We start from the raw sequence: 20,166 nt of genomic DNA, 5'->3' as shown, positions 1-20,166 counted from the left end.
CTCAAACTTATGACTAAAAATAACATTCTTTTATTATTAATAGCAATAATTATTACTGGATGTGCCAGTTTTAAAGCTCAATATAAAGAAGAGATTCAAGAGCAATTCCCTTCTGGGCTAGCAATAGAAAAGTCGTTCTATCTTATAGGTGATGTAGGTAAGTCTCCCATAGGTGGTAAAAGTGATGGTTTAATAGCGCTAGAAAGTTATATTAAATCTCAAAAAACAGAGAATGATCATCTTATATTTTTAGGTGATAATATCTATCCAGTAGGTATGCCAGAAAAGGATACCGAGTTTAGACCTGTTGCCGAAAATCATCTGAATGCTCAAATAGATGTGGCAAAAGTATTTCAAGGTTCTACAGTTTTTATACCAGGTAATCACGACTGGTACGATGAAGGACTAGATAATGTAAATAGAGAAAAAGATTACATAGAAAAGGCGCTGGATAATAAAAATATTTGGGAACCTAAAGTAGGTTGTCCTATTAATAGTATTGACATTAATAAGCAAATTCAACTTATTATAGTAGACAGCCAGTGGTATCTTGCAAAATGGGATGATCACCCAACTATTAATGATAACTGCGATCAAATTAAGACAAGAGAGCAATTTTTCTTAGAGATAGAAGGCGAGTTAAAGAAAAATCAGGATAAGACTATAGTTTTTGCATTACACCATCCATTATTTACTAACGGTGTACACGGTGGGCAGTATGCAGCAATTAAGCATTTATATCCATCACAGTCTGCATTACCTATTCCTATTTTAGGTTCACTAGCCACACAAATTAGAACTAGTGGTGGTGTTAGTGCTCAAGATAAACAGAATAAGAGATATCAAGAAATGACTAATAGAATTACAACGCTAGCGAGAGCATCTGCTGCGCCTAGAATAATTTTTGCTAGTGGTCATGAGCATACTTTACAGTACATAGAAAATGATGGAATACGACAGATAGTTTCTGGTAGTGGTGCAAAGGAGAGTTATGCAACCCTAAGTAATGACGGTTTATTTTCTTACGGTGGTATGGGATTTGCTCGACTAGATGTTATGAAAGATGGCAGTAGCTGGGTGCGATATTATGGTTTTGAGAATGGAAAAGAAAAGTTGCTTTTTACTTATGAGGCTATTAAAAAACCAGTAGAGTTTGATTTAGAGACATTGCCAGATGAGTATCCCGCTTTCGCGAAAGCGAGTATATACGATCAAGAAAGAGTAGAAAAAAGCGCAGTGTTTGAATCTGTCTGGGGTAATAAATATAGAGATCTTTACGGAACTAAAATCAATGCAAAAGTTGCAATTTTAGATACCTTAAAAGGTGGGCTAGTAGTAGAAAGAGCTGGTGGTGGTCACCAAACTCGCTCTTTGAGACTCGTTGCAAAAGATGGAAAAGAATACAATTTAAGAGCACTTAAGAAAAGTGCCGTACAGTTTTTACAGACTACGGTTTTTAAAGAAAACACCGTAGCAGAATCTTTTGAAGACACGACGGCCGAAGATCTTCTTTTTGACTTCTATACCGCTGCCCATCCATATGCGGCATTAACATTGCCTAAATTAAGTGATGCAATAGGCGTGTATCATACCAATCCAGAAATTTATTTTGTGCCTAAACAAGAGGCTTTAGGAAATTACAATAACGATTATGGAGACGAGCTTTATATGCTTGTAGAACGACCAGAAGAGAATCAAAAAGACATTGCTAGTTTTGGGAAATCTGACGATATAGAAAGTACCGCAGATATTTTTGAGAAAATAAGAGAGGACGAAAAATACAAAATAGATCAAGAAGCATTTGTGAGAGCGCGTATGTTTGATATGTTATTAGGAGATTGGGACAGACACCAGGATCAATGGAGATGGGCACAGTTTAAAAAGGATGGAAACAGTACATTTAAACCTATTCCTAGAGATAGGGATCAGGTGTTTTCTAACTTTGATGGTGCTTTATTTGCAACTTTAAGAACTATGATAGGTATAACTAAACAGTTTGCTACTTATGACGAAGAGTTAGATAATGTAAAATGGTTCAATAGTGCAGCATCTTACCTAGACCGCAGTCTTGCTCAAGAAGCAGACAGAGACATGTGGATAGAACAAGCACAATTTATACAAGATAATTTAAGTGACGAGGCTATAGAAGCTGCGTTTAAGGAACTTCCTGCCGAAATTTATCCGGATGAATCCACACAGAAGATTATCAATAACATGAAAATACGTCGTGGTAATATTGTGAAAATTGCTGAGCGTTATTATGACTATTTATCAGATCTAGCTATTGTAACAGGTACAGATAAGGATGACTTTGTAGTTGTAGATAGAGTAGAAGACGGAAAGACTAGAGTAACTATTTATAGAAATAAAGATGGTAAAAAAGCTGATGTCGTTGTTGATCGTTTATTCCTTGCCGAGGACACAAAAGAGATCTGGGTATATGCACTAGATGATGATGATATAATAGAGGCCGTAGGAAGTGGTAAAGACCGTATAAAAGTTAGAATCATAGGTGGACAAAATAATGATATTTATAACCTAGAAAATGGAAAGTCTATTTCTATTTATGATCATAAAACTAAGAAGAACACTTTTACAGATAAAGGCGGTGCTAGAGTTAGATTATCTGACAGTTATAACAGAAACTTGTACGACCCACGCAAGAGTATTTTAAAATCAAATGTACTAACACCAGCTATAGGCTTTAATCCAGATGATGGTTTTAAAATAGGTGTTCAAAATACATTTACTGTAAACGGCTTTAACCGCAACCCTAATACTAGAGTACATCAAATAAGAGCAGGTTATTACTTTGCTACAGAAGGTTTTGATATCAACTATAAAGGAACATTTGCAGGTGTATTTAATCAAATGAATCTTACGGTAAAAGCAAGGTTCTCTAACCCAACGTTTGCAGAGAATTTCTTCGGTTTTGGAAATGAAACGGTAAACCTAGACGATGATTTAGACTTTGACTTTAATCGTGTGAGATTAAGTGAGATCTCTGGTGGAGTAGGTGTTAGTTATAAAGGTGAGTACGGTTCTAACGTAAAAGGAGGAATAGAAATACAGAGTTTTGAAATAGAAGAAGATGAAGGTAGATTCTTAGAAACTCAATTTGCTACGCCAGAGGAAGATCCTGAATTCTTTGAACGTAAGTGGTTCTTAGAATTAAATGGAGGTTACAATTATGAGAGTTATGATAATAAATTGAACCCAACACGAGGGATGATTTTTGACATAGTAGCAGGAATAAATGCAGATAAAGATGACTTAGGAAATACATTTGGTTTTATTAAACCTAAACTAGGTTTCTATAATGCATTAAACCGCAGCCGTAGTCTAGTTCTTAAAACGCTTACACAAGCTACTTTTAATATAGGTGACGATTACCAGTTTTATCAAAGTGCTCAAGTAGGACAAAATAATGGTTTAAGAGGTTATCGTACACAACGATTCTCTGGAGAGAGTGCTCTTGCTGGTAGTGCAGATGTAAGATATAGTTTTAACGAGTTTAAGACAGGATTTGTACCGTTGCAAATTGGAATATTCGGTGGTGCAGACGTAGGTCGTGTGTGGCAAGATGGTGAGAGTAGTGATAAATGGCATAACGATTTCGGTGGTGGTTTTTGGGTAAACAGTTCTAATGCAATAGGTGCCACATTTAATTTATTTACTGGAGAAGATGGACTGAGGTTCAGTTTTCAAGTAGGATTTAGTTTCTAGATTCAGAATTTTAAAATTATAACAAAGCCTTCTCGGTAATTATCGAGAAGGCTTTATTTTTACCGTATGAATAAAAAAGGATCTATTTATATGATCGCTCTAGGCAGCATCATAGTTTTATTAGGTGTTGTAATGTACCTTACTGAGATATTAGGAGCAAAAGGTATGATAATCATAGGCTTTTTTACTGAGCTAGTAGGCGTTTACTATTACTGGCAAAGTAAGAAAACAGAAAAGTAGTACTTTCTATTTATTGTGAAAAGGAGTTTTATCTACAAGTAAATCCAGTTGCTGCAACACATTATTTAATTTTAAAAGTGAGGACTTTTCTATCCAGTCTGTTTTAATTTTAAACTCTTTATCTTCGGTAATTAAGGTGTAATCTTTATTGATTTTTTTAATCCAGATGACATCGCTTAGATTCATTTTTATAAGAATCCCAAAGGAGTTTAGCTTACCGATGGTGTTACTTTGTATAGTAAGATACTGACCCCATAAGCCGTATAGAAAATAGCTTATAAATAATAACCCAAGTAATAGTTGCATATAATGCGTCCACCAGATGTTATCTTGATAGAATAAGTTTGAGATACCTAGTAATGAGAAAACTAGCCCTATTAGTAGGTATCCATAGAGTTTGTTTATTTTGTACTTGGATTTTAATAAGTAGATGTATTTAAAGTTATACTTCCGTACTGCTCTGTTTACTTGTCATTAAATCTCTAGCCTGTCCTTTCCAGTCGTCGCGGTGTATTCTACCAGGAAAAAACTCAATCACTTTAGTTATTGCATTGATATCTGCATCAGTCATTTGAGCTAGTTGTGAGTAGTTATAAATACCTATTGTATTTAGTTTCTCTTCTACAAAGCTGCCTATGCCTACTATCTTTTTAAAATCATCTGCTTGTGATTTATCTCCTATGCCTATGTTAGAGAAGTCTATCGTTTTATTAGCCATTTCCGTTTTTACTTCTTGGCTCAATTTACCAGCACGTTCTCTGGTTTTCATAGCTCTTATTTTACCAGGTTCACTTATATCTGCTATTTCTACACGATGCAAGTCGGTGTCATCTGGATTTGTAATCGTGTTCTTTGCTATAGTAATAGTGCTGGTAATAGTCTTTTCTTGAGTATACTCTTTATTCACAACGGCAGCAGTAGTATCTATCCCAGATTTTCCAGAAAGAAAACCTATTATAAATGCGCCTAACATCATTAAAAAAATGACCAGAAGTAGGCTGCTGTTATTTTCTATAAATTCCATAACTACTTTATTTAACTTTTAAAATAACACACTTACTACTACCGCTGGCATCTACGGCTTTTTCACCCATAGATATTGATTTAATTTTATAACCAGGTATACCAGATTGAGCAACTATACGTTGCGCTGTTGCAGAATTTGCTTTTGATATAGACATATTATCGATAGCGTTACCTACAGAATCTGTATAAGTATATATTTCAATTTTCTTACTTGGGTTATCCTTAAGATAGGTTTTAATTTGACTTACATAAGAAGTAAAAGACTGGTTCCCATAAAAGTAATCTCCTTGATAACCAGAGGTGAATTTCTTATAAGCATAAGGACCAGTAGGTCGTGTAGTCTGGACAGTTATTTCTTTATTTGCAGGCGCAGTAGAAATACTAGAAGTAATAGGTAAGGAATCGCTATTGTTTATGCGCATTAAAATACCACCATTTGCTTTACCATTTACATAATTGATATCTTGAAAAGAAGCATTAGTATGTAATCTAGATCTATCGATACCTATTCCTACCAGTAACTTTTTTAGATACTCTGCACGCTGTTTACCTAGAGTAGACGGTTCTTCTGGAGAGCTATAGCCGGTTATGGTAAGTGAAGATTCTTTGTGTAGACTTAATATTTTTTTGATCTCCACGCCATAATTTATACAACCGTATGGAATTTTTACCTTATTGCGATTTTCATAAATTAAAGCAAATAGATTACAAGGTACGAGCACTTTTTTTGCCTCATTAAATACAGAGAACGGTAATGCCTCATATTCGGTAGAGGTTTGTTCTATATTTAAATCGTTTTTAGTGTCTGTTTTAGTTGAAAGACTTACAGAATCATTTGTAACGATACTAGGTTTTACAACTACAGTATCTATTGTATTTAGGTCTTCTTTAAAAGTTGTTTCTTCTTTTGGTTTTAAAGAGGTAATCTCAATAGGATTTGTAGAAATAGAGGTGCTTTTGTTTACTGTATCATTTAACGCTGGTACATGCACACCATCGCTTTTTAAATCACCTAAGAAATAACCCAATACAAGTAGGCAGCCCATGCAATAGAGTAGGAATATTAATAATCCAGGCCAAAAATTTTTCACGTAAATATATTTGCGCTAAATATACTATCAAACCGTTAAATAATTAACGTTTAGAAGAGTTTCTATAGGAACTTAGATGTTAAATTTGGTGTAGGAATCATGCAACTCTCTTTTTTACCAAACCATTTATAGCGATTTCTAGCTATAAAATCATAAATTTTGTCAGATATAAAACTAGGTACGATCTTAAACACGTAGAGTATTGGCCACAAATGATTTAAATGTTTTGCAATGTTTAATGCGGCATCCGCTTTCGCGAAAGCGGAATCACCACTAATCAATACGATAGAATCTATCTTAGAAGAATCCATATGATGTTGAGAAAGTAACTCTTTTCCAATATCGCTATCTAATGGTGCAAATCTAAAACGATCCTTTCTATCACGTTTTATAATAAATAAGATGGCACTATTGCAAAGATTGCAAACCCCATCAAATAATACTATATCATGATTGCGTTCCATTTATTTCCCTACTTTTTCTAGTTGTTCTAGAGCAACTAAAGTCGTGAAAAAGCCATAATTAACCGTTGCTTTTCCTTTTTCAATCTGGTCTATGGTACCTATAGATTTAGAACCAGAAAGTCGCACGCGGTCATTTAATTTTAAGACTACATCTGGTACCTTTTCTTCTTTTACTTGAGATACTTTGGCTTTTATCTTTTCGGTTCTTATTTTTTGAACCTTTTGTATCACCTCGTGTTCTACTTGTTTTTGTTTCCCTTTTTGTTGTTTTACAGCTTTGCGGTTAGGAGCAGCTTCTTTTTTTGCAGGTTTACGTTTTACATTTTCTGTAATGACCAGCTTCATAAGCTCGTCTAGTAATAGCTTTTTCTTTTTGTTGTTTTCAAAAGCTTCTGCCAGGCCATCAAATTTTTTACCTAGTTGAATATAACGCTGGTAACCGTCATAGAGTTCTTGAAAATCTTGCAGTTTTTGCTGCACACGTTCTTGTGTATCTTCTAGTTTATTAGCACGCTGCGTTGCTTTTACCTCTTTATTTTGTAGGCTCTCATTATTGCGTCGCAGGTTAGATCTTTCTTTCTGTAAAGCTGCGATAGACTTGTCAAAACGTATTTTGCCTCGTTCTACTTTTTTCTTTGCCTTATTAATTAACGAATAAGGAATACCATTCTTTTGTGCTACTTCAAAGGTAAATGAGCTACCGGCCTCACCTAATTGTAACTGATAAATAGGCTCCAAAGTTCTAGAATCAAAGAGCATGTTTGCATTAGTCATTTCTGGCAACTCGTTTGCAAGCATCTTTAAATTTGTATAATGCGTGGTAATGATACCATAGGACTTACGGCTGTTTAACTCTTCTAGCATACTTTCTGCCAGGGCGCCACCTAGTTCTGGGTCAGATCCTGTACCGAATTCATCGATTAAGAAAAGCGTTTTATCGTTGGCCGTTTTAAGAAAACCGCGCATGTTTTTTAAACGATAACTGTACGTACTTAAATGGTTGTCAATACTTTGATTATCACCTATGTCTGTAAGTACGTGCTCAAAAACGCAAATTCTACTTTTTTCATGTACCGGTATCAACATACCAGTCTGTATCATTAATTGAAGTAAACCTATAGTCTTTAAAGTAATGGATTTACCACCTGCGTTAGGTCCAGAAATAACTATAATTCTATTATCTGGAGCTAGTCTTATGGTTTGCGCATAGGTAGTCTCACCACGCTCATTATTTGCAACCCATAATAAAGGGTGATAAGCGTCTACCAGTTCTAGTTCTTGATGGTCTACCATCATGGGTAAACATCCTTTTATTTTACGACCATATTTAGCCTTTGCAGCTATGACGTCTGTATGAGTAAGATAGGTTCTGTACTCTTCAAATTCTGGGATAAAGGCACGTAAAAAATCAGTCAGTTCTTTAAGAATTCTCTGGATTTCTTCTAGTTCTTCTATTTCTAATTCTGACAGCTTTCGCGAAAGCGTTAACACGCGTTCTGGTTCAATGTAGGAGATGCTTCCAGTCTTAGAGCTACCCATCATTTTACCTTTTACCTTGCGTCTGTACATGGCTTTTACGGCCAGTACACGGCGGTTTTCTACTACAGATTCTCTTATTTCATCTAGATAATCCAGTTGTCCATAATGACTTAGTGCCTGACCAAAGCTACCGTTAAGCTGGCCTCGCACGGTATTCATCTCGCGTCTTATGTTTTTTAAATGTGGTGATGCGTCATTTTTAATATCACCAAAACGGTCCATAACGAGATCTACCTGTGTAGGAATCATATCGTTATAAGTAATGTGTTCTAGACGTTTGTATAATTGTGGGAAAAACTCTTGTAGTTTCTTAAAGAATTTAATGTGCTCGTTTACGGTACGTGGTAATACGGCTAGTCTTCTTATACTTTCTTTATCCAGGGTACTGTTATCGATGCCTAATAACTGTAGCTCTTTTTCTATCAGATCAAAGCCATGATTAGGGATGCTATGCTCACTAGAAAAAGACCATAAATACTCATTAGTAAAGGCTAGTTCTCTTTCTATTAAGAAGCGTTTTGTAAAAGGTTTTAAAGTAGTAATGGCAGTTTTACCATCTTCTGTAATACAATAAGCACTAGCTTGTTGTAGGACTACATCAAACTCTAAATCCTGAATCGTTTTGTTAGATATTTTTCTCATAAAAGTCTTACAAAAATAAGCTAGGAAGGAATGGTTCTAGCGGCATTTTACAAGAAATTAAGTAAAGAGTTGAGAAAATGAACTCGAACTTAAAAGAATGTCGAATATTGAATAATGAATTTTAAAGTTTAATGGCATTTGATTAAACAGTAAGGTTATGGGCAGTAAAAGCTAGGACTTATGACTTAAGAGTTATGAAAAATATGGAGTGAAAATACATGGAATATAGAATAAGGGAAATTGAAATTTAGTTCAGTTTGATTGATTTCGCTTTAATATTCTTGTTTTTCAATTTATTAGGTGGTGAATAAATACAAAATAAATCATGAGAAATAATGGGATGGAACTGATAAGCATCCAAATAAAATAATTCTTGAAACGTCTTTTGTATAAAGTAATAATTCCAATTGTATTCATAATAGAAAGTACGACACTACCATAAAATGATAAGAAAAAAAACATCATACCATAGAGGCGAAACCAAGTTCCTCTATAAGGATCCACTATGGTTTGTACTAGTAATCCTAATAAAGAAAGTAAAATGATAAGTATCGCAAATTTTTGATACTGATGCATATTTTTAAATGAATTTTATGACTTAATGAGTTTTAATTTTTCTCCCGTAAAAAAACCTTCCTTATCTATAGGTTTGAGTTTGTGTTTTTTAACCTTGTATTGCAATATTAAATCAGTCTTGTACCAATTTGTTTCCAGCTTACCTTTATTAATATATTTTGCTTTCAAGGATAATGTATCATTCTTTATTTCCCAGGTTCCTTTAAGTTGATGAAAAGAAAAATCATGATAAATCATTTCTTTTGTTTTGAGAAAATCACCATTATTTTTCAGTATTAAACTATCTAAATCAACGTACTTCCACCTAGTTTTACTAAATATACGTCCTTTGGTTGTTTCTTTTTTAAACTTATAAATTAATGATTCGTTATTAGAACTAATCACAGTAACACCACCTAAAACGTAATTATATCCGTATTTGTAGAAGGCTTCAATTCCATTAATACTATTTAAAGTTTTCTTACCATCTATTACATCTTTAATAGCAGCATCAAATTTCACTTCTAATTGGTCATTAGATTCTGTTAAACTACTTATCATTCCATACAAATTTGAAGTACCATTTTTAATTATGAAAATTTCTTGATCAATTATAAAAGTAGAATTATAAGTTTCTGGGAAATCACTTAATAATACATAAACAACTTGATTTTTATTATCGACTATTGCTTTTTTATCAATATTTAAAGTAAGATTATTTAAGAATTGAGAATATCCTAATTCATTTATTTTTTTAATTTCATCTTTATCTAAATCATTTTTTAAAATGGAAATTGAATCATTTCTTTTATGATAATTAAAGGTTGATTTAATGTTTTTTTTAGAGTCATTAAAGATAAAGTGACATGGAATAGAACTTAATTCAACTATTGAATCATTTTTAAAAGTTATCATATGTCTCTTAAATAAACTATCAGAAACTACACCATAATAAGTTTTATTATACACTTGACTGAATACAAATGAAGGTATTGAAACAATAATAAATAATAACAATATCTTTTTAAATTTCATAATAAAACATTATTTTACTCATGATGATAAGGTTCATTTCTCAAAATGGTAAAAGCTCTGTAAATTTGTTCTACAGCAAATAAACGTACCATTTGATGAGAGAATGTCATGTCGCTTAGGGACAATTTAGAATTTGCCCTAGAATAAACGTCTGGGGAGAAACCATAAGGACCACCTATTATAAATACCAATCTCTTCAACCCAGAAACACTTCTTTTATTGATCAACTCGGCAAATTGCATGCTGGTGTACTTCTTGCCTTTTTCATCTAGTAGGGTGACAAAATCACTCTTTTCTAGCTTGTTTAAGATCAATTTTCCTTCTTCGTTCTTTTGTTGGTCTTCGCTTAGATTCTTAGTTTTTTTGAGATCTGGTATGATCTCAAGATCAAAATTAATGTAATGACCTAATCGATCTACATACATTTGAGTGAGTTGTTCTATGCGAGAATCGTCTGTTTTACCTACGGCAAGAAGTGTAATTTTCATGTTGCAAAGTTAATGGAATAGTTTTTTTTAATTACAATTCTAAAAGCTCCTTTCCTTAGAAAGGAAAGGTGGATTTGGCGCGTAGCGACAAAGACGGATAGGTTGATGCGGTGATTTTTGTAATCTAAACAATTTTTATCCATTAATACAAATTGTTAAGTTATGTACTACCACCTTTCAACCACTCCTGATTTGCAGCTTTGCTGATAAATCTGTCCTCGCCTTTTCTAAGGCGAGGAGCTTTTAAAAAGTAATTGGTGATGTCAATATTTTATGGAGAACCTATTTAATAAGCTGAATCAAATACCTTAAATAGTAATTTTTGCAACGACTTCTATATCGTCTTTGTGTGTTAAACGTATTAATTTAAGCTCTTTAGTTTCGTTAGGTCTCCCATAATTTCTGATTAGTGTGATTTTCATGAAAGTCGGATTTTCTATTTTTTGATAACGATCTCCATAGTACTTTACTTTGATGTAATAATCTCCTTTTTTGGCATTAGCGAGTGTGAATTGCTCTGGACCAAAACCTTGAGTCATATCTTTGCTTAACTGTCCGCCCATTTTTGTAGTAGGATGACTGTAAAAACATTCTTCTAGATTAGGATCTACGATGTGTAAATCTATATCGGTATCGTTATGATTCCAGTCTACTAAGATTCTAAGATCATAGGTTTCTTCTTTTAATAGTTCTTTATTTACTGTTACATCTTTTAAATCGTCTTGGTATTTGCTTGCTAGCCTTTTAAGCTCTGTTCTAGAGATGCTTTCCATAGAAGGAAATACTCTGCGGTTTCCTTTTTCATAAATTTTACCAGTAATAATATCGTGGTATAAAGCATATGCTTTATTACAAAGTCCAGCAGTTTCATAGGCAATCGCGAGATCTCTATAGGATTGAGAATCTTCTGGGCGCAATTCTAATACACGATTAAAGATAAAAATAGCTTCATATAATTTTGCTTGCTTTTCTAACTGATAACCATAAACTTTTAGCAATTCATAATTGTCAAAATCAATCTCTGCGACATTAGATAGAATACGGTCTGAAAAAAGGGTATTGTTTCTTTCTTTTCTAAAAAAGTTAGCTACATCTATAAAATATGCAGGCTGTTCTTTATAATCTTCTCTGTTAGTCAAATACAATTGATAGGCTGCTTCTATACTATTAGTAGCTCTCAATGCTGTTAAATAAGGAACTTGCACTTTTCTATTGGATACTACCAGCTGTTTTAATACTTGCTTTTTGCGTTCTTGCTCTACTCTAAATCGATTCTGTCTATTGGTTCTACCGGTGTTCTCATCTTGCCTTGAAACGACAACTATTTCATCTAACTCTGGCTCGGTTTCTAACGATCTTGGAGCTTGCATGTCTGGAGCAGCTTCGTAGTCTTCTGAATTTATTAATCCGCTAATTGTACTCGTTTCTCTAACTTGAATATTATTACTAACTCCTGGCTGTCCAGAACTTGATTCAACATGTATCCCTGATACTTGACCTTGTAATCTTTGGATTACGCTAGAGTTAGGTCTGTCTACAATTTCACTTTGTATAGGAGCATCTCGAGGTGACCAGTCACTGACTTCTTTCTTACTTTTAAATTGAACTTTATTATTTGCCATAGCTATAGAATCTCTTTTCATTTGCGCGATGGCTAGATCGTATTCCTGCTTTAATTCGGCAGGCGGTTCTATTTTATACCTTAGGTAATCACGTATATCTTCTAGAACAATAAGAGATGTATAATCGGTAACGAGTTGGTACTGTACAGCAAGATCTGTTATTGCTTTTTTGTTCTCTTTTTTATTTAAAGCAAGCTCTGCGATTTTTTGCTGTGCCCAGTATTTTTTAATCTGGTTTTGGTTATTTAAATCCTTACTTATTTTAATGGTTTTTCTTAAGGTTACTTTTCCATTATATCCATAAAGTAGATCTATAGATTCTCCTGCATTTACATTTTTACCATAAAGACTGAAGTTATTATCAATAAACTGAGTCGCTCTAGGTAATATTTCTATTTGTTTATTATTTGACGCATAACCTAAATATTCTAACGACTGATATTTAATCATATCATAAGCAGCTGCAGTATCATAAGTAACAAGATTTATGTAATTACCACTAGATGCTCGAGCCCATTCTTTTAATAATGGTGTATTAGATTTTTTTAAACTATTAATCACAAATACTGGTGCATCTGGATAAAAGTCAGAATTGCTCAGTGTTTTTAAACCATCTGTAAATAGGAGGTAAGCATCTGTTTTAGGTGTTTTAACTATTGTGCCGTAATCTGTACCACCATCATAAGTTTGATTTTTTAAGATATCTTTTATATTATTCCATTTTCCATTTCTAATTTTAATACCAGATAAATTGGTCATTATTTTATTACTAAAAATCTCTAGGTTTACTTTAATATCTTGATTTTCTTTAAAGAAAAGATCTAAAAAAGCGAGCTCTTTTTCTATCTCACGATCTTTCATAGATAGTGATGCATCCCATAAAAGAGTTACTTCCTTCATAGAGGCACGTTTCTTTTTTAAGTTAGAAAATGTCTGGTAATAATAGAAATGATCTCCAGATACCGTTAGTTGATCATTTTCAATGTCTGTAGGTATTTTGATTTTAAGGTTGGTATCTGCCTTAAATTTTTCTAATCTCAGGTCGGTCACATAATTATGTTGCCAGTCCGTGAATTTTAACCCAGATAACTGTCCATCTATTAATACAGGTTTTTTGGACTGGTCTAGAAACTCTATTCTCAAATGAAAATCGTCTATAGTGTTCTTGAATCTTAGCGGTAGCTGGTAATAATGTGCTTCATTTTCATAGGTAAGTTCTTGTTCATAGGCTAGAACTACACGTTTATGGCCATTTGCAGGAATAGGATAGATGCGTGCTTTATAATTATTTCCTGTTCCTTTTTCTAATAATGCAGGGTCCACGCCGCGACGCACCACTTCTTCAAAGGCTATACGTCCCAATTCTTTATCTACCACTACGGCTTCTCTTAATTTGCCATTTACGTCTAGGGCAAAACGCGACACTTCATGACCATCACCTAGTGGGAAATTAAGCTCTCCTTCTAGTATTTGAGAAGTAGGATTGTAAAACAACATATCAAAAGTAGTTACCACTCGGTTACCGGTGACCTTAACATCTATATCTAATTTTGAGAGACCTACTTCTTTATCATCTACTTTAAGAACAGGAGATTGCTGTGCAGTAGTGTAAAGTGAGAATAAGAATAAAAACGCGAGAAATGTATTGCAGTACTTTTTCATAAGGTTAGGTTTTGTAGAGAAATAAGATTCTCAATTAACATGCCGTTTAATTTTGATACAATTTCTAACCTTTAAGCATTAATTTATAGCTTAAATGAGTGAACTGCCCATTTGATTGAGTGAACTATGAAAAGCATGGACCAAATATTCTAACATAATAAAGGAATGCCTTATTTTTGATATGTAAATAAACACGATGGACTACAATTCAAAAGAAGCACAAGAAGAAATTAAACGCATTATCCAAAATGCATTGAGAGAAGATGTAGGTGATGGAGATCATAGTAGTTTGTCCTGTATACCTGCTACAGCTGTAGGTAAGGCAAGATTGCTAGTTAAGGACGATGGGATTTTGGCAGGTGTCGCTTTCGCGAAAGCGGTATTCAAAGAAGTAGATCCTACATTACAGATAGACGTTAGAATAGAAGATGGTAGCCCTGTAAAATATGGTGATGAGGCATTTTATGTAACCGGTTCTTCACAATCCATCTTAAAAGCAGAACGTCTGGCGTTGAATGCCATGCAGCGTATGAGTGCGATTGCTACAAAAACTAAATTATTTGTAGACCTATTAGAAGGTACAGGAACAAAGATTCTAGACACTCGTAAAACCACACCTGGAATACGTATACTAGAAAAATGGGCGGTAGTAATAGGTGGCGGCGTTAACCACAGATATGGATTATACGACGTGATAATGCTCAAGGATAATCACATCGATTTTGCTGGCGGTGTTTCAAAAGCCATTCAGAAAACAAAACAATATCTAAAAGATACAAATCGCGATCTTAAAATTATCGTAGAAGCTAGAGATCTAGAAGAGATTAAAGAAATCCTTACTAATGACGGTGTTTACCGCATTCTTATAGATAATTTTAATTATGAAGATACTAGAAAAGCGGTAGAGTTAATAGGTGATCAATGTCTGACAGAAAGTAGTGGTGGTATAACACAAGATACTGCAAGAAAATATGCAGAATGTGGTGTAGATTTTATTTCTAGTGGTGCGCTTACCCATAGTGTGTATAATCTAGATTTAAGTCTTAAAGCGGTGCATGAGTAAAGTAAAAAAGATAGTAGACCGCATACCTGTAGTATCATGGATAGTGGCATTAATTGACAAGTGGAAACTTCCTGGATTTGAAGGAATGACCGCTTGGGATTTATGCGAGACCTACTACTTAGGTATTGTTCAAGGAGCATTTTCTGCCCGTGCTAGTGCTATTTCTTATAGCTTTTTCATGGCGCTGTTTCCTTTTATTCTATTTATACTTAACTTAATTCCTTTTATAGAAATAGATAATTTTCAAGAAGAGGTATTACTCTTTGTAAATGATTTATTACCGGCACAGGCAGCAGGTGCATTTGATAACATTTTTAAAGAAATTGCTTTACAAGGGAATAGCGGTTTACTTACCGTAGCATTTTTAACCTCTTTGTTTCTAATGGCAAACGGTATCAATGCGATATTTAATGGTTTTGAGCGCAGCTTTCATTCAGAGTTAAACCGTGGTTTCTTTAGACAGTATGTAGTAGCTATTGCTGTTTCTATTATGTTAGTTGTCTTTCTTTTTCTAGGTGTTGTATTAGCTGGTGTGGTAGAGTACTGGATATCAGAATTGCGCAGTAGAGATTTCATGACCGAAGATTCTATGGAGATATGGCTTAAGTTATTGAGGTATGTAACTTTAATAATCATGTTATTCATGTTTATATGTACGCTCTATTACACCGGTACAAAAGATGGAAGAACCAGTAGTTTTTTATCTATAGGCGCGCTAGTAACCACATTTTTAATTATAATATTCTCATATCTATACGGTATTTATATAGATAACTTTTCTTCTTATAACGAGATCTATGGATCGATAGGGGCGTTACTTATTCTTATGGTTTATATATGGCTCAATTCTAATCTTTTATTACTAGGATTTGAATTAAATGCATCACTTAGATCATTAAAGGCACGGAATTTGAAATCTGTGTAGTATATTTAAGAACTAAAATATTTAAAAAAATGAAAAAATTACTTTTAGCAGTTATGGCTCTTTTAGGAACGTATACTGCAACTGCACAGCAAACTATCGAAGGCGTATCTATAGAAAAAAACTTAACTGTATCTGGTCAAGAGCTTTCTTTAAATGGAGCTGGTGTAAGACAGAAATTATGGTTTGAACTTTATGTAGGTGCTTTATACACTACAACAAAGAGTAGTAATGGATCTACTCTAGTAAGTGCAGATCAGGCTATGGCAATTACCCTGGACATTACAGATAGTAAAGTAACACAAAGTAAAATGAAAAGTGCTGTAGAAGATGGTTTCGGCGATAGCTGTACCGATAGTGAAAGAGCAGCTATTCAATCTGAAATCAATAAATTTATCGGTCTTTTTAGTGAAGCAATCGTAAAGGGTGATCATTTTGAAATCGCTTATGCTCCAGGAACAGGAACTAAGGTTTCTAAAAACGGTAAAGACTTAGGTACTATCGCTGGATTAAAATTTAAGAAAGGTTTATTCGGTATTTGGTTAGGTGAAGACCCTGCAGATGATGATCTTAAAGACGGTATGTTAGGTAAATAATCTATCTGCGACTTATTAATAAACGAAAGCCTATGTAATTTACATAGGCTTTTTTAATTCTCATAAAATGAAATATATAGTTTTTATAGTTCTTTGTGTTTTCGCTTTCGCGAAAGCGGATGCACAACAAGTTACAGGTACATGGAAAACCATAGATGATGAATCTGGCGTGGTAAAAGCTCATGTAGAAATCTATGAAAGAGATGGAAAGATTTATGGAAAAGTTGCTAAAATACTGGATAAGAATGCGCCTAAAAATGCATTATGTATCAACTGTGAAGGAGAACAGAAAGATGCACCGATTCTAGGACTAGAAATTATACAGGGTCTTAATAAAAAAGGAGACGTATATAAGGGAGGTGATATTCTAGATCCAGAAAATGGTAAAACATATACCTGTAAAATATGGCTGGATGATGATAATCCTAACCGGTTAAAAGTACGAGGGTATATCGCTATATTTTATAGAACCCAAACATGGATAAGGCTTTAAATGGATACTTACTTAATAGATCAATTACTAGATAATTGATGGTATTGAGTTTCTATGGATTCAAATTGTGTTTTTAATCGATCTAGATCGTGAGAGTTGGAAATAGATTCTTCGGCATCGTGAATAAGTAATTGTGCCTGTAAGTGTAATGTAGTGTAGTAAGACTGTTCACAGGTTTCTCTACCTATGCAAAGAGAGAATAATTGCAGCAGTTTACCCATTACAGATAAGTCTTCCTTACAATACTTGCGGTAAGACGCAAAAATATCATAGATAAGATCTTCAAATTTAGTGGTGTTTAATTTTATTATAACCTCTTTATCCTCATTAAGTACAATGTTGTGATCTTTTTTGAGCATTCTTAAACGCACTAAGTCAGTTAGGTAATCAATGGTGTCTATAGCAGTCCCTGGATCATTTATACCTGGTGACATGGCTTTAATACCTATCTCTGTAATTTGTTTAAATCCTAAGGCATAGTTATCACTAACTAATTCAGATTCTGAATAATTAAAATTTTTATGCACTTCAGTTAATTGTGTATCACTTAATTCTATTTCAGATTTAAAAAGTGCTTCTCCATCTAGAATGTATTTCCCTTTGGTGGTGAGCATTTCAAATTTAGTTTTACAAGTCTCACATGATTTTTTCAAACCTTCTACACTTATGTTTTGTATGGTACCACTTCTATTAGTTGAATACGTATGCCATTCACTAGTATCGGGAAATTGATCTTGTGACGATTGTTGTTCTATAAGATTCTGTAGTCGTTTACTAGATTTATTATATATGTTTTCTAGTATATTATTGATTTGTATGCTAGAAGAAATACTATGAATAAAGTAAACAAAAGCTGCTAGTGCTACAAAGGCACTTATAATACCTATCAATACCGATAGTCCTGGAAGATGGTAGTCGCTACCAGATGGATCTATACCTATCACTGTTATTATATTATATAGAATGGTTGCTAGAAATGCGCCAAGAATAAACTGGTGTTTTCTATTAGATATTAAATTAGGTAGAACACGAGGTGAGTAGTTAGCCGCGGCCTGGCTCAATAAAAGCATCACCATAGAAAAGGTAAAGACCAACATAGAGATACCACCAGCTATTAAAGTGGTTAAAATGCTTCTTGCTGTATCTACATCGTTAATTATTAAAGATGGGAAAACCTCTTGAAAAGCTTTGGAAACATTCATTTCTTCGGCCCATTTCATGAATAAACCGAATAAAATAGCACTTACAGCATAAAAAGATGGGTAAAACGCAATACTACCAGTAATTGTGTTGAAAAAGGACTTGAGTCTTATAAAAATCGAATTCATATTCTTAAAAGTAAGAGTAATGTGGTTAAGTTAATCCTAATAAATATGTATTTTCACATATTATTATCATATCACATGACCTACACTACAGAAGAAAAGAGACACATTATAAGCGAGTTAATCCTAATGGCACATGCAGATAACCATCTAAAGAAAGAAGAGGTGAGCTTTATAACATCGGTAGGAAAACGTATGGATTTAAGTGAAGAAGAGATCGATTATATGATTAACCATCCAGAAGAGTTAACAACTATGCCGCCTAAGGATTATACTAAGCGTATAGTTCATTTTCATAGAATGATGTTAATGATGCATATTGATGGTCATGTAGATGAGTTAGAGTTACAGCTATTACATGAAGTAGCTTTACAATACGGATTTAGAAAAACGACTGTAGATGCATTATTGCAAACCATGCTTAAATATCCACATGGAGAAATACCGCCGTCAGAATTAATGCAAATACACCTAAGAAATAGTAATTAATGACATTTAGTCATTGCTAAACCATCTAAAAGCGACATCATGTCGCTTTTATTGTTTGGTATCCTGTTTGAATAAGCTGAATCATAACAATTAAAAATTAGTATTATGAAATTAGCACATACAACAGCAAACAATTGGTTACCATCACTTATTGATGAAATGTTTAAAAACGATTATTTAGGAGGTACAACAGAGACTGCAAAATCTTTCGTACCATCGATTAATGTAGCAGAGAGAGAAGAGAGTTATCTATTAGAATTAAGTATCCCAGGTTTTTCAAAAGATGAGGTACATATAGAAGTAGATAAAGATGTTCTTACTATTGCTTCACAAGTAGAAAAAATAGAAGAAGACGCTGCTCTTAAGTTTACGAGAAGAGAATTTGGTAAGAAATCATTTAAAAGAAGTTTTAACTTACCAGAAACGGTAAATCAAAATGATATAGATGCTTCATATAAAAATGGCGTTTTATTGATAACGCTTCCTAAGAAGGAAGAAGCATTACCACTGCCTAAAAGAAAGATTTCCCTAAAATAAGAGTAAGCCAAGTTTAGATTTAAAAAATCCAACCATTTATGGTTGGATTTTTTTTTGATTTCGATCGGATTCTGTTAAGTCTATTGGTAAATTTTGTTAATTAAGAACTTTATAACTCATGTCAGATTATATAAATGATAATATCGTATAAAATTAATAGTTATGAAGAAGATTTTGTTTTTAGGGTTGCTTGTAGTTTTTGCGATTACCAGTTGTTCTACAACTAATGCGGTAAAACAGACTACACGAGTTATAGATGGTAATTGGATTATAGAGAGTGTTACTTATGATGGAGTAGGAGAATTTAAATCTACGCTATTGCAAGATGTTGCTGCTAGTTGTTTTGAGGGTAGCAATTGGAACTTTGTAGCTAACAATAATAGAGGTACATACAACATCAATAATGCAAATTGTTCAACAGGTGAAAGATATTTTATATGGGATGTACCAGGCAATAAAGAAATGATAAAAGGAGATTTGTTACTTAAAATAACAGACACAAAATATAAATCAGAATCTAATGCGGGCTATCAACTAGAAATTACCAGGGCAAATGAATCTAACATGACCTGGAGTATACCGGCTAGTGTAAATGGAGAGACGGTTTATGTAAATATGAATTTTGTCAAAAACAATTATTAAAACTAAAAT

At 33.5% G+C, this 20,166-nt stretch carries 18 protein-coding genes; 9 read left to right on the top strand and 9 right to left on the bottom strand.

Annotated features, from left to right (window positions below):
* The first annotated feature begins 9 nt into the window (after window positions 1–9).
* Both ACJJVN_RS09800 and ACJJVN_RS09795 read left to right on the top strand, forming a co-directional pair.
* A complete protein-coding gene (locus ACJJVN_RS09800) occupies window positions 10–3,726 on the top strand; it encodes a metallophosphoesterase (protein ID WP_405377972.1) in 3,717 nt (1,238 codons plus the stop codon).
* Window positions 3,727–3,792: 66 nt separating this feature from the next.
* Window positions 3,793–3,966, top strand: a complete 174-nt coding sequence (locus ACJJVN_RS09795) for a hypothetical protein (RefSeq protein ID WP_405377971.1) — start codon at window positions 3,793–3,795, stop codon at window positions 3,964–3,966.
* A 6-nt stretch (window positions 3,967–3,972) separates the two neighbouring features.
* Here the strand turns inward: ACJJVN_RS09795 and ACJJVN_RS09790 are convergent, their stop codons facing one another.
* From ACJJVN_RS09790 to ACJJVN_RS09755, 8 genes are all read right to left on the bottom strand, one after another.
* On the bottom strand, window positions 3,973–4,272 hold the full coding sequence (locus tag ACJJVN_RS09790; RefSeq protein WP_405377970.1) for a hypothetical protein: 300 nt from the start codon (window positions 4,270–4,272) through the stop codon (window positions 3,973–3,975).
* Between the two features lie 136 nt (window positions 4,273–4,408).
* Window positions 4,409–4,990 (bottom strand): hypothetical protein, encoded by a 582-nt coding sequence (locus ACJJVN_RS09785; protein WP_405377969.1) that lies wholly within the window; start codon window positions 4,988–4,990, stop codon window positions 4,409–4,411.
* A gap of 7 nt (window positions 4,991–4,997) precedes the next feature.
* Window positions 4,998–6,083 carry an OmpA family protein gene (locus ACJJVN_RS09780; protein ID WP_405377968.1) on the bottom strand — a complete coding sequence of 362 codons (1,086 nt, stop codon included), beginning with the start codon at window positions 6,081–6,083 and terminating at the stop codon, window positions 4,998–5,000.
* A gap of 62 nt (window positions 6,084–6,145) precedes the next feature.
* Complete coding sequence (locus ACJJVN_RS09775; RefSeq protein WP_405377967.1) at window positions 6,146–6,547, bottom strand: thiol-disulfide oxidoreductase DCC family protein; 402 nt, start codon at window positions 6,545–6,547, stop codon at window positions 6,146–6,148.
* The gene (locus ACJJVN_RS09770; RefSeq protein WP_104515052.1) at window positions 6,548–8,728 is read right to left on the bottom strand and encodes an endonuclease MutS2; all 2,181 of its coding nucleotides are present in this window, start codon (window positions 8,726–8,728) and stop codon (window positions 6,548–6,550) included.
* 591 nt (window positions 8,729–9,319) lie between these two features.
* Window positions 9,320–10,318 carry a hypothetical protein gene (locus ACJJVN_RS09765; protein ID WP_405377966.1) on the bottom strand — a complete coding sequence of 333 codons (999 nt, stop codon included), beginning with the start codon at window positions 10,316–10,318 and terminating at the stop codon, window positions 9,320–9,322.
* A gap of 14 nt (window positions 10,319–10,332) precedes the next feature.
* Window positions 10,333–10,806, bottom strand: coding sequence for a 23S rRNA (pseudouridine(1915)-N(3))-methyltransferase RlmH (rlmH, locus tag ACJJVN_RS09760; RefSeq protein WP_405377965.1), 474 nt, complete (start codon window positions 10,804–10,806; stop codon window positions 10,333–10,335).
* Window positions 10,807–11,114: 308 nt separating this feature from the next.
* Complete coding sequence (locus ACJJVN_RS09755; RefSeq protein WP_405377964.1) at window positions 11,115–14,090, bottom strand: VIT domain-containing protein; 2,976 nt, start codon at window positions 14,088–14,090, stop codon at window positions 11,115–11,117.
* A gap of 196 nt (window positions 14,091–14,286) precedes the next feature.
* Here ACJJVN_RS09755 and nadC point away from each other — a divergent pair, with 196 nt between their 5' ends.
* The 4 genes from nadC to ACJJVN_RS09735 all read left to right on the top strand — a co-directional run bounded on the left by nadC (window position 14,287) and on the right by ACJJVN_RS09735 (window position 17,164).
* Entirely contained in the window at window positions 14,287–15,153 is an 867-nt protein-coding gene (gene nadC, locus ACJJVN_RS09750) for a carboxylating nicotinate-nucleotide diphosphorylase (RefSeq protein WP_104515047.1), read from the top strand.
* Window positions 15,146–16,078 carry a YihY/virulence factor BrkB family protein gene (locus ACJJVN_RS09745; RefSeq protein ID WP_104515046.1) on the top strand — a complete coding sequence of 311 codons (933 nt, stop codon included), beginning with the start codon at window positions 15,146–15,148 and terminating at the stop codon, window positions 16,076–16,078. The genes nadC and ACJJVN_RS09745 overlap by 8 nt, the downstream gene beginning before the upstream one ends.
* Before the next feature lie 29 nt (window positions 16,079–16,107).
* A complete protein-coding gene (locus tag ACJJVN_RS09740; RefSeq protein ID WP_104515045.1) occupies window positions 16,108–16,671 on the top strand; it encodes a chalcone isomerase family protein in 564 nt (187 codons plus the stop codon).
* Window positions 16,672–16,738: 67 nt separating this feature from the next.
* Window positions 16,739–17,164, top strand: coding sequence for a DUF2147 domain-containing protein (locus ACJJVN_RS09735; RefSeq protein ID WP_405377963.1), 426 nt, complete (start codon window positions 16,739–16,741; stop codon window positions 17,162–17,164).
* Between the two features lie 20 nt (window positions 17,165–17,184).
* Here ACJJVN_RS09735 and ACJJVN_RS09730 read toward each other — a convergent pair whose 3' ends face one another.
* Window positions 17,185–18,492, bottom strand: coding sequence for a DUF2254 domain-containing protein (locus ACJJVN_RS09730; RefSeq protein WP_405377962.1), 1,308 nt, complete (start codon window positions 18,490–18,492; stop codon window positions 17,185–17,187).
* Window positions 18,493–18,537: 45 nt separating this feature from the next.
* Here ACJJVN_RS09730 and ACJJVN_RS09725 point away from each other — a divergent pair, with 45 nt between their 5' ends.
* From ACJJVN_RS09725 to ACJJVN_RS09715, 3 genes are all read left to right on the top strand, one after another.
* Window positions 18,538–18,978, top strand: a complete 441-nt coding sequence (locus tag ACJJVN_RS09725; protein WP_146080375.1) for a TerB family tellurite resistance protein — start codon at window positions 18,538–18,540, stop codon at window positions 18,976–18,978.
* Between the two features lie 105 nt (window positions 18,979–19,083).
* Window positions 19,084–19,515 (top strand): Hsp20/alpha crystallin family protein, encoded by a 432-nt coding sequence (locus ACJJVN_RS09720; protein ID WP_405377961.1) that lies wholly within the window; start codon window positions 19,084–19,086, stop codon window positions 19,513–19,515.
* Window positions 19,516–19,677: 162 nt separating this feature from the next.
* The gene (locus tag ACJJVN_RS09715; RefSeq protein WP_405377960.1) at window positions 19,678–20,157 is read left to right on the top strand and encodes a lipocalin family protein; all 480 of its coding nucleotides are present in this window, start codon (window positions 19,678–19,680) and stop codon (window positions 20,155–20,157) included.
* Window positions 20,158–20,166: the final 9 nt, after the last annotated feature.

This window comes from Nonlabens sp. Asnod3-A02, assembly GCF_045063755.1.
Lineage (GTDB): Bacteria > Bacteroidota > Bacteroidia > Flavobacteriales > Flavobacteriaceae > Nonlabens > Nonlabens xylanidelens.
The sequence above is the reverse complement of the archived record's forward strand: the minus strand, read 5'-3'. Positions and strand labels throughout refer to the sequence as shown.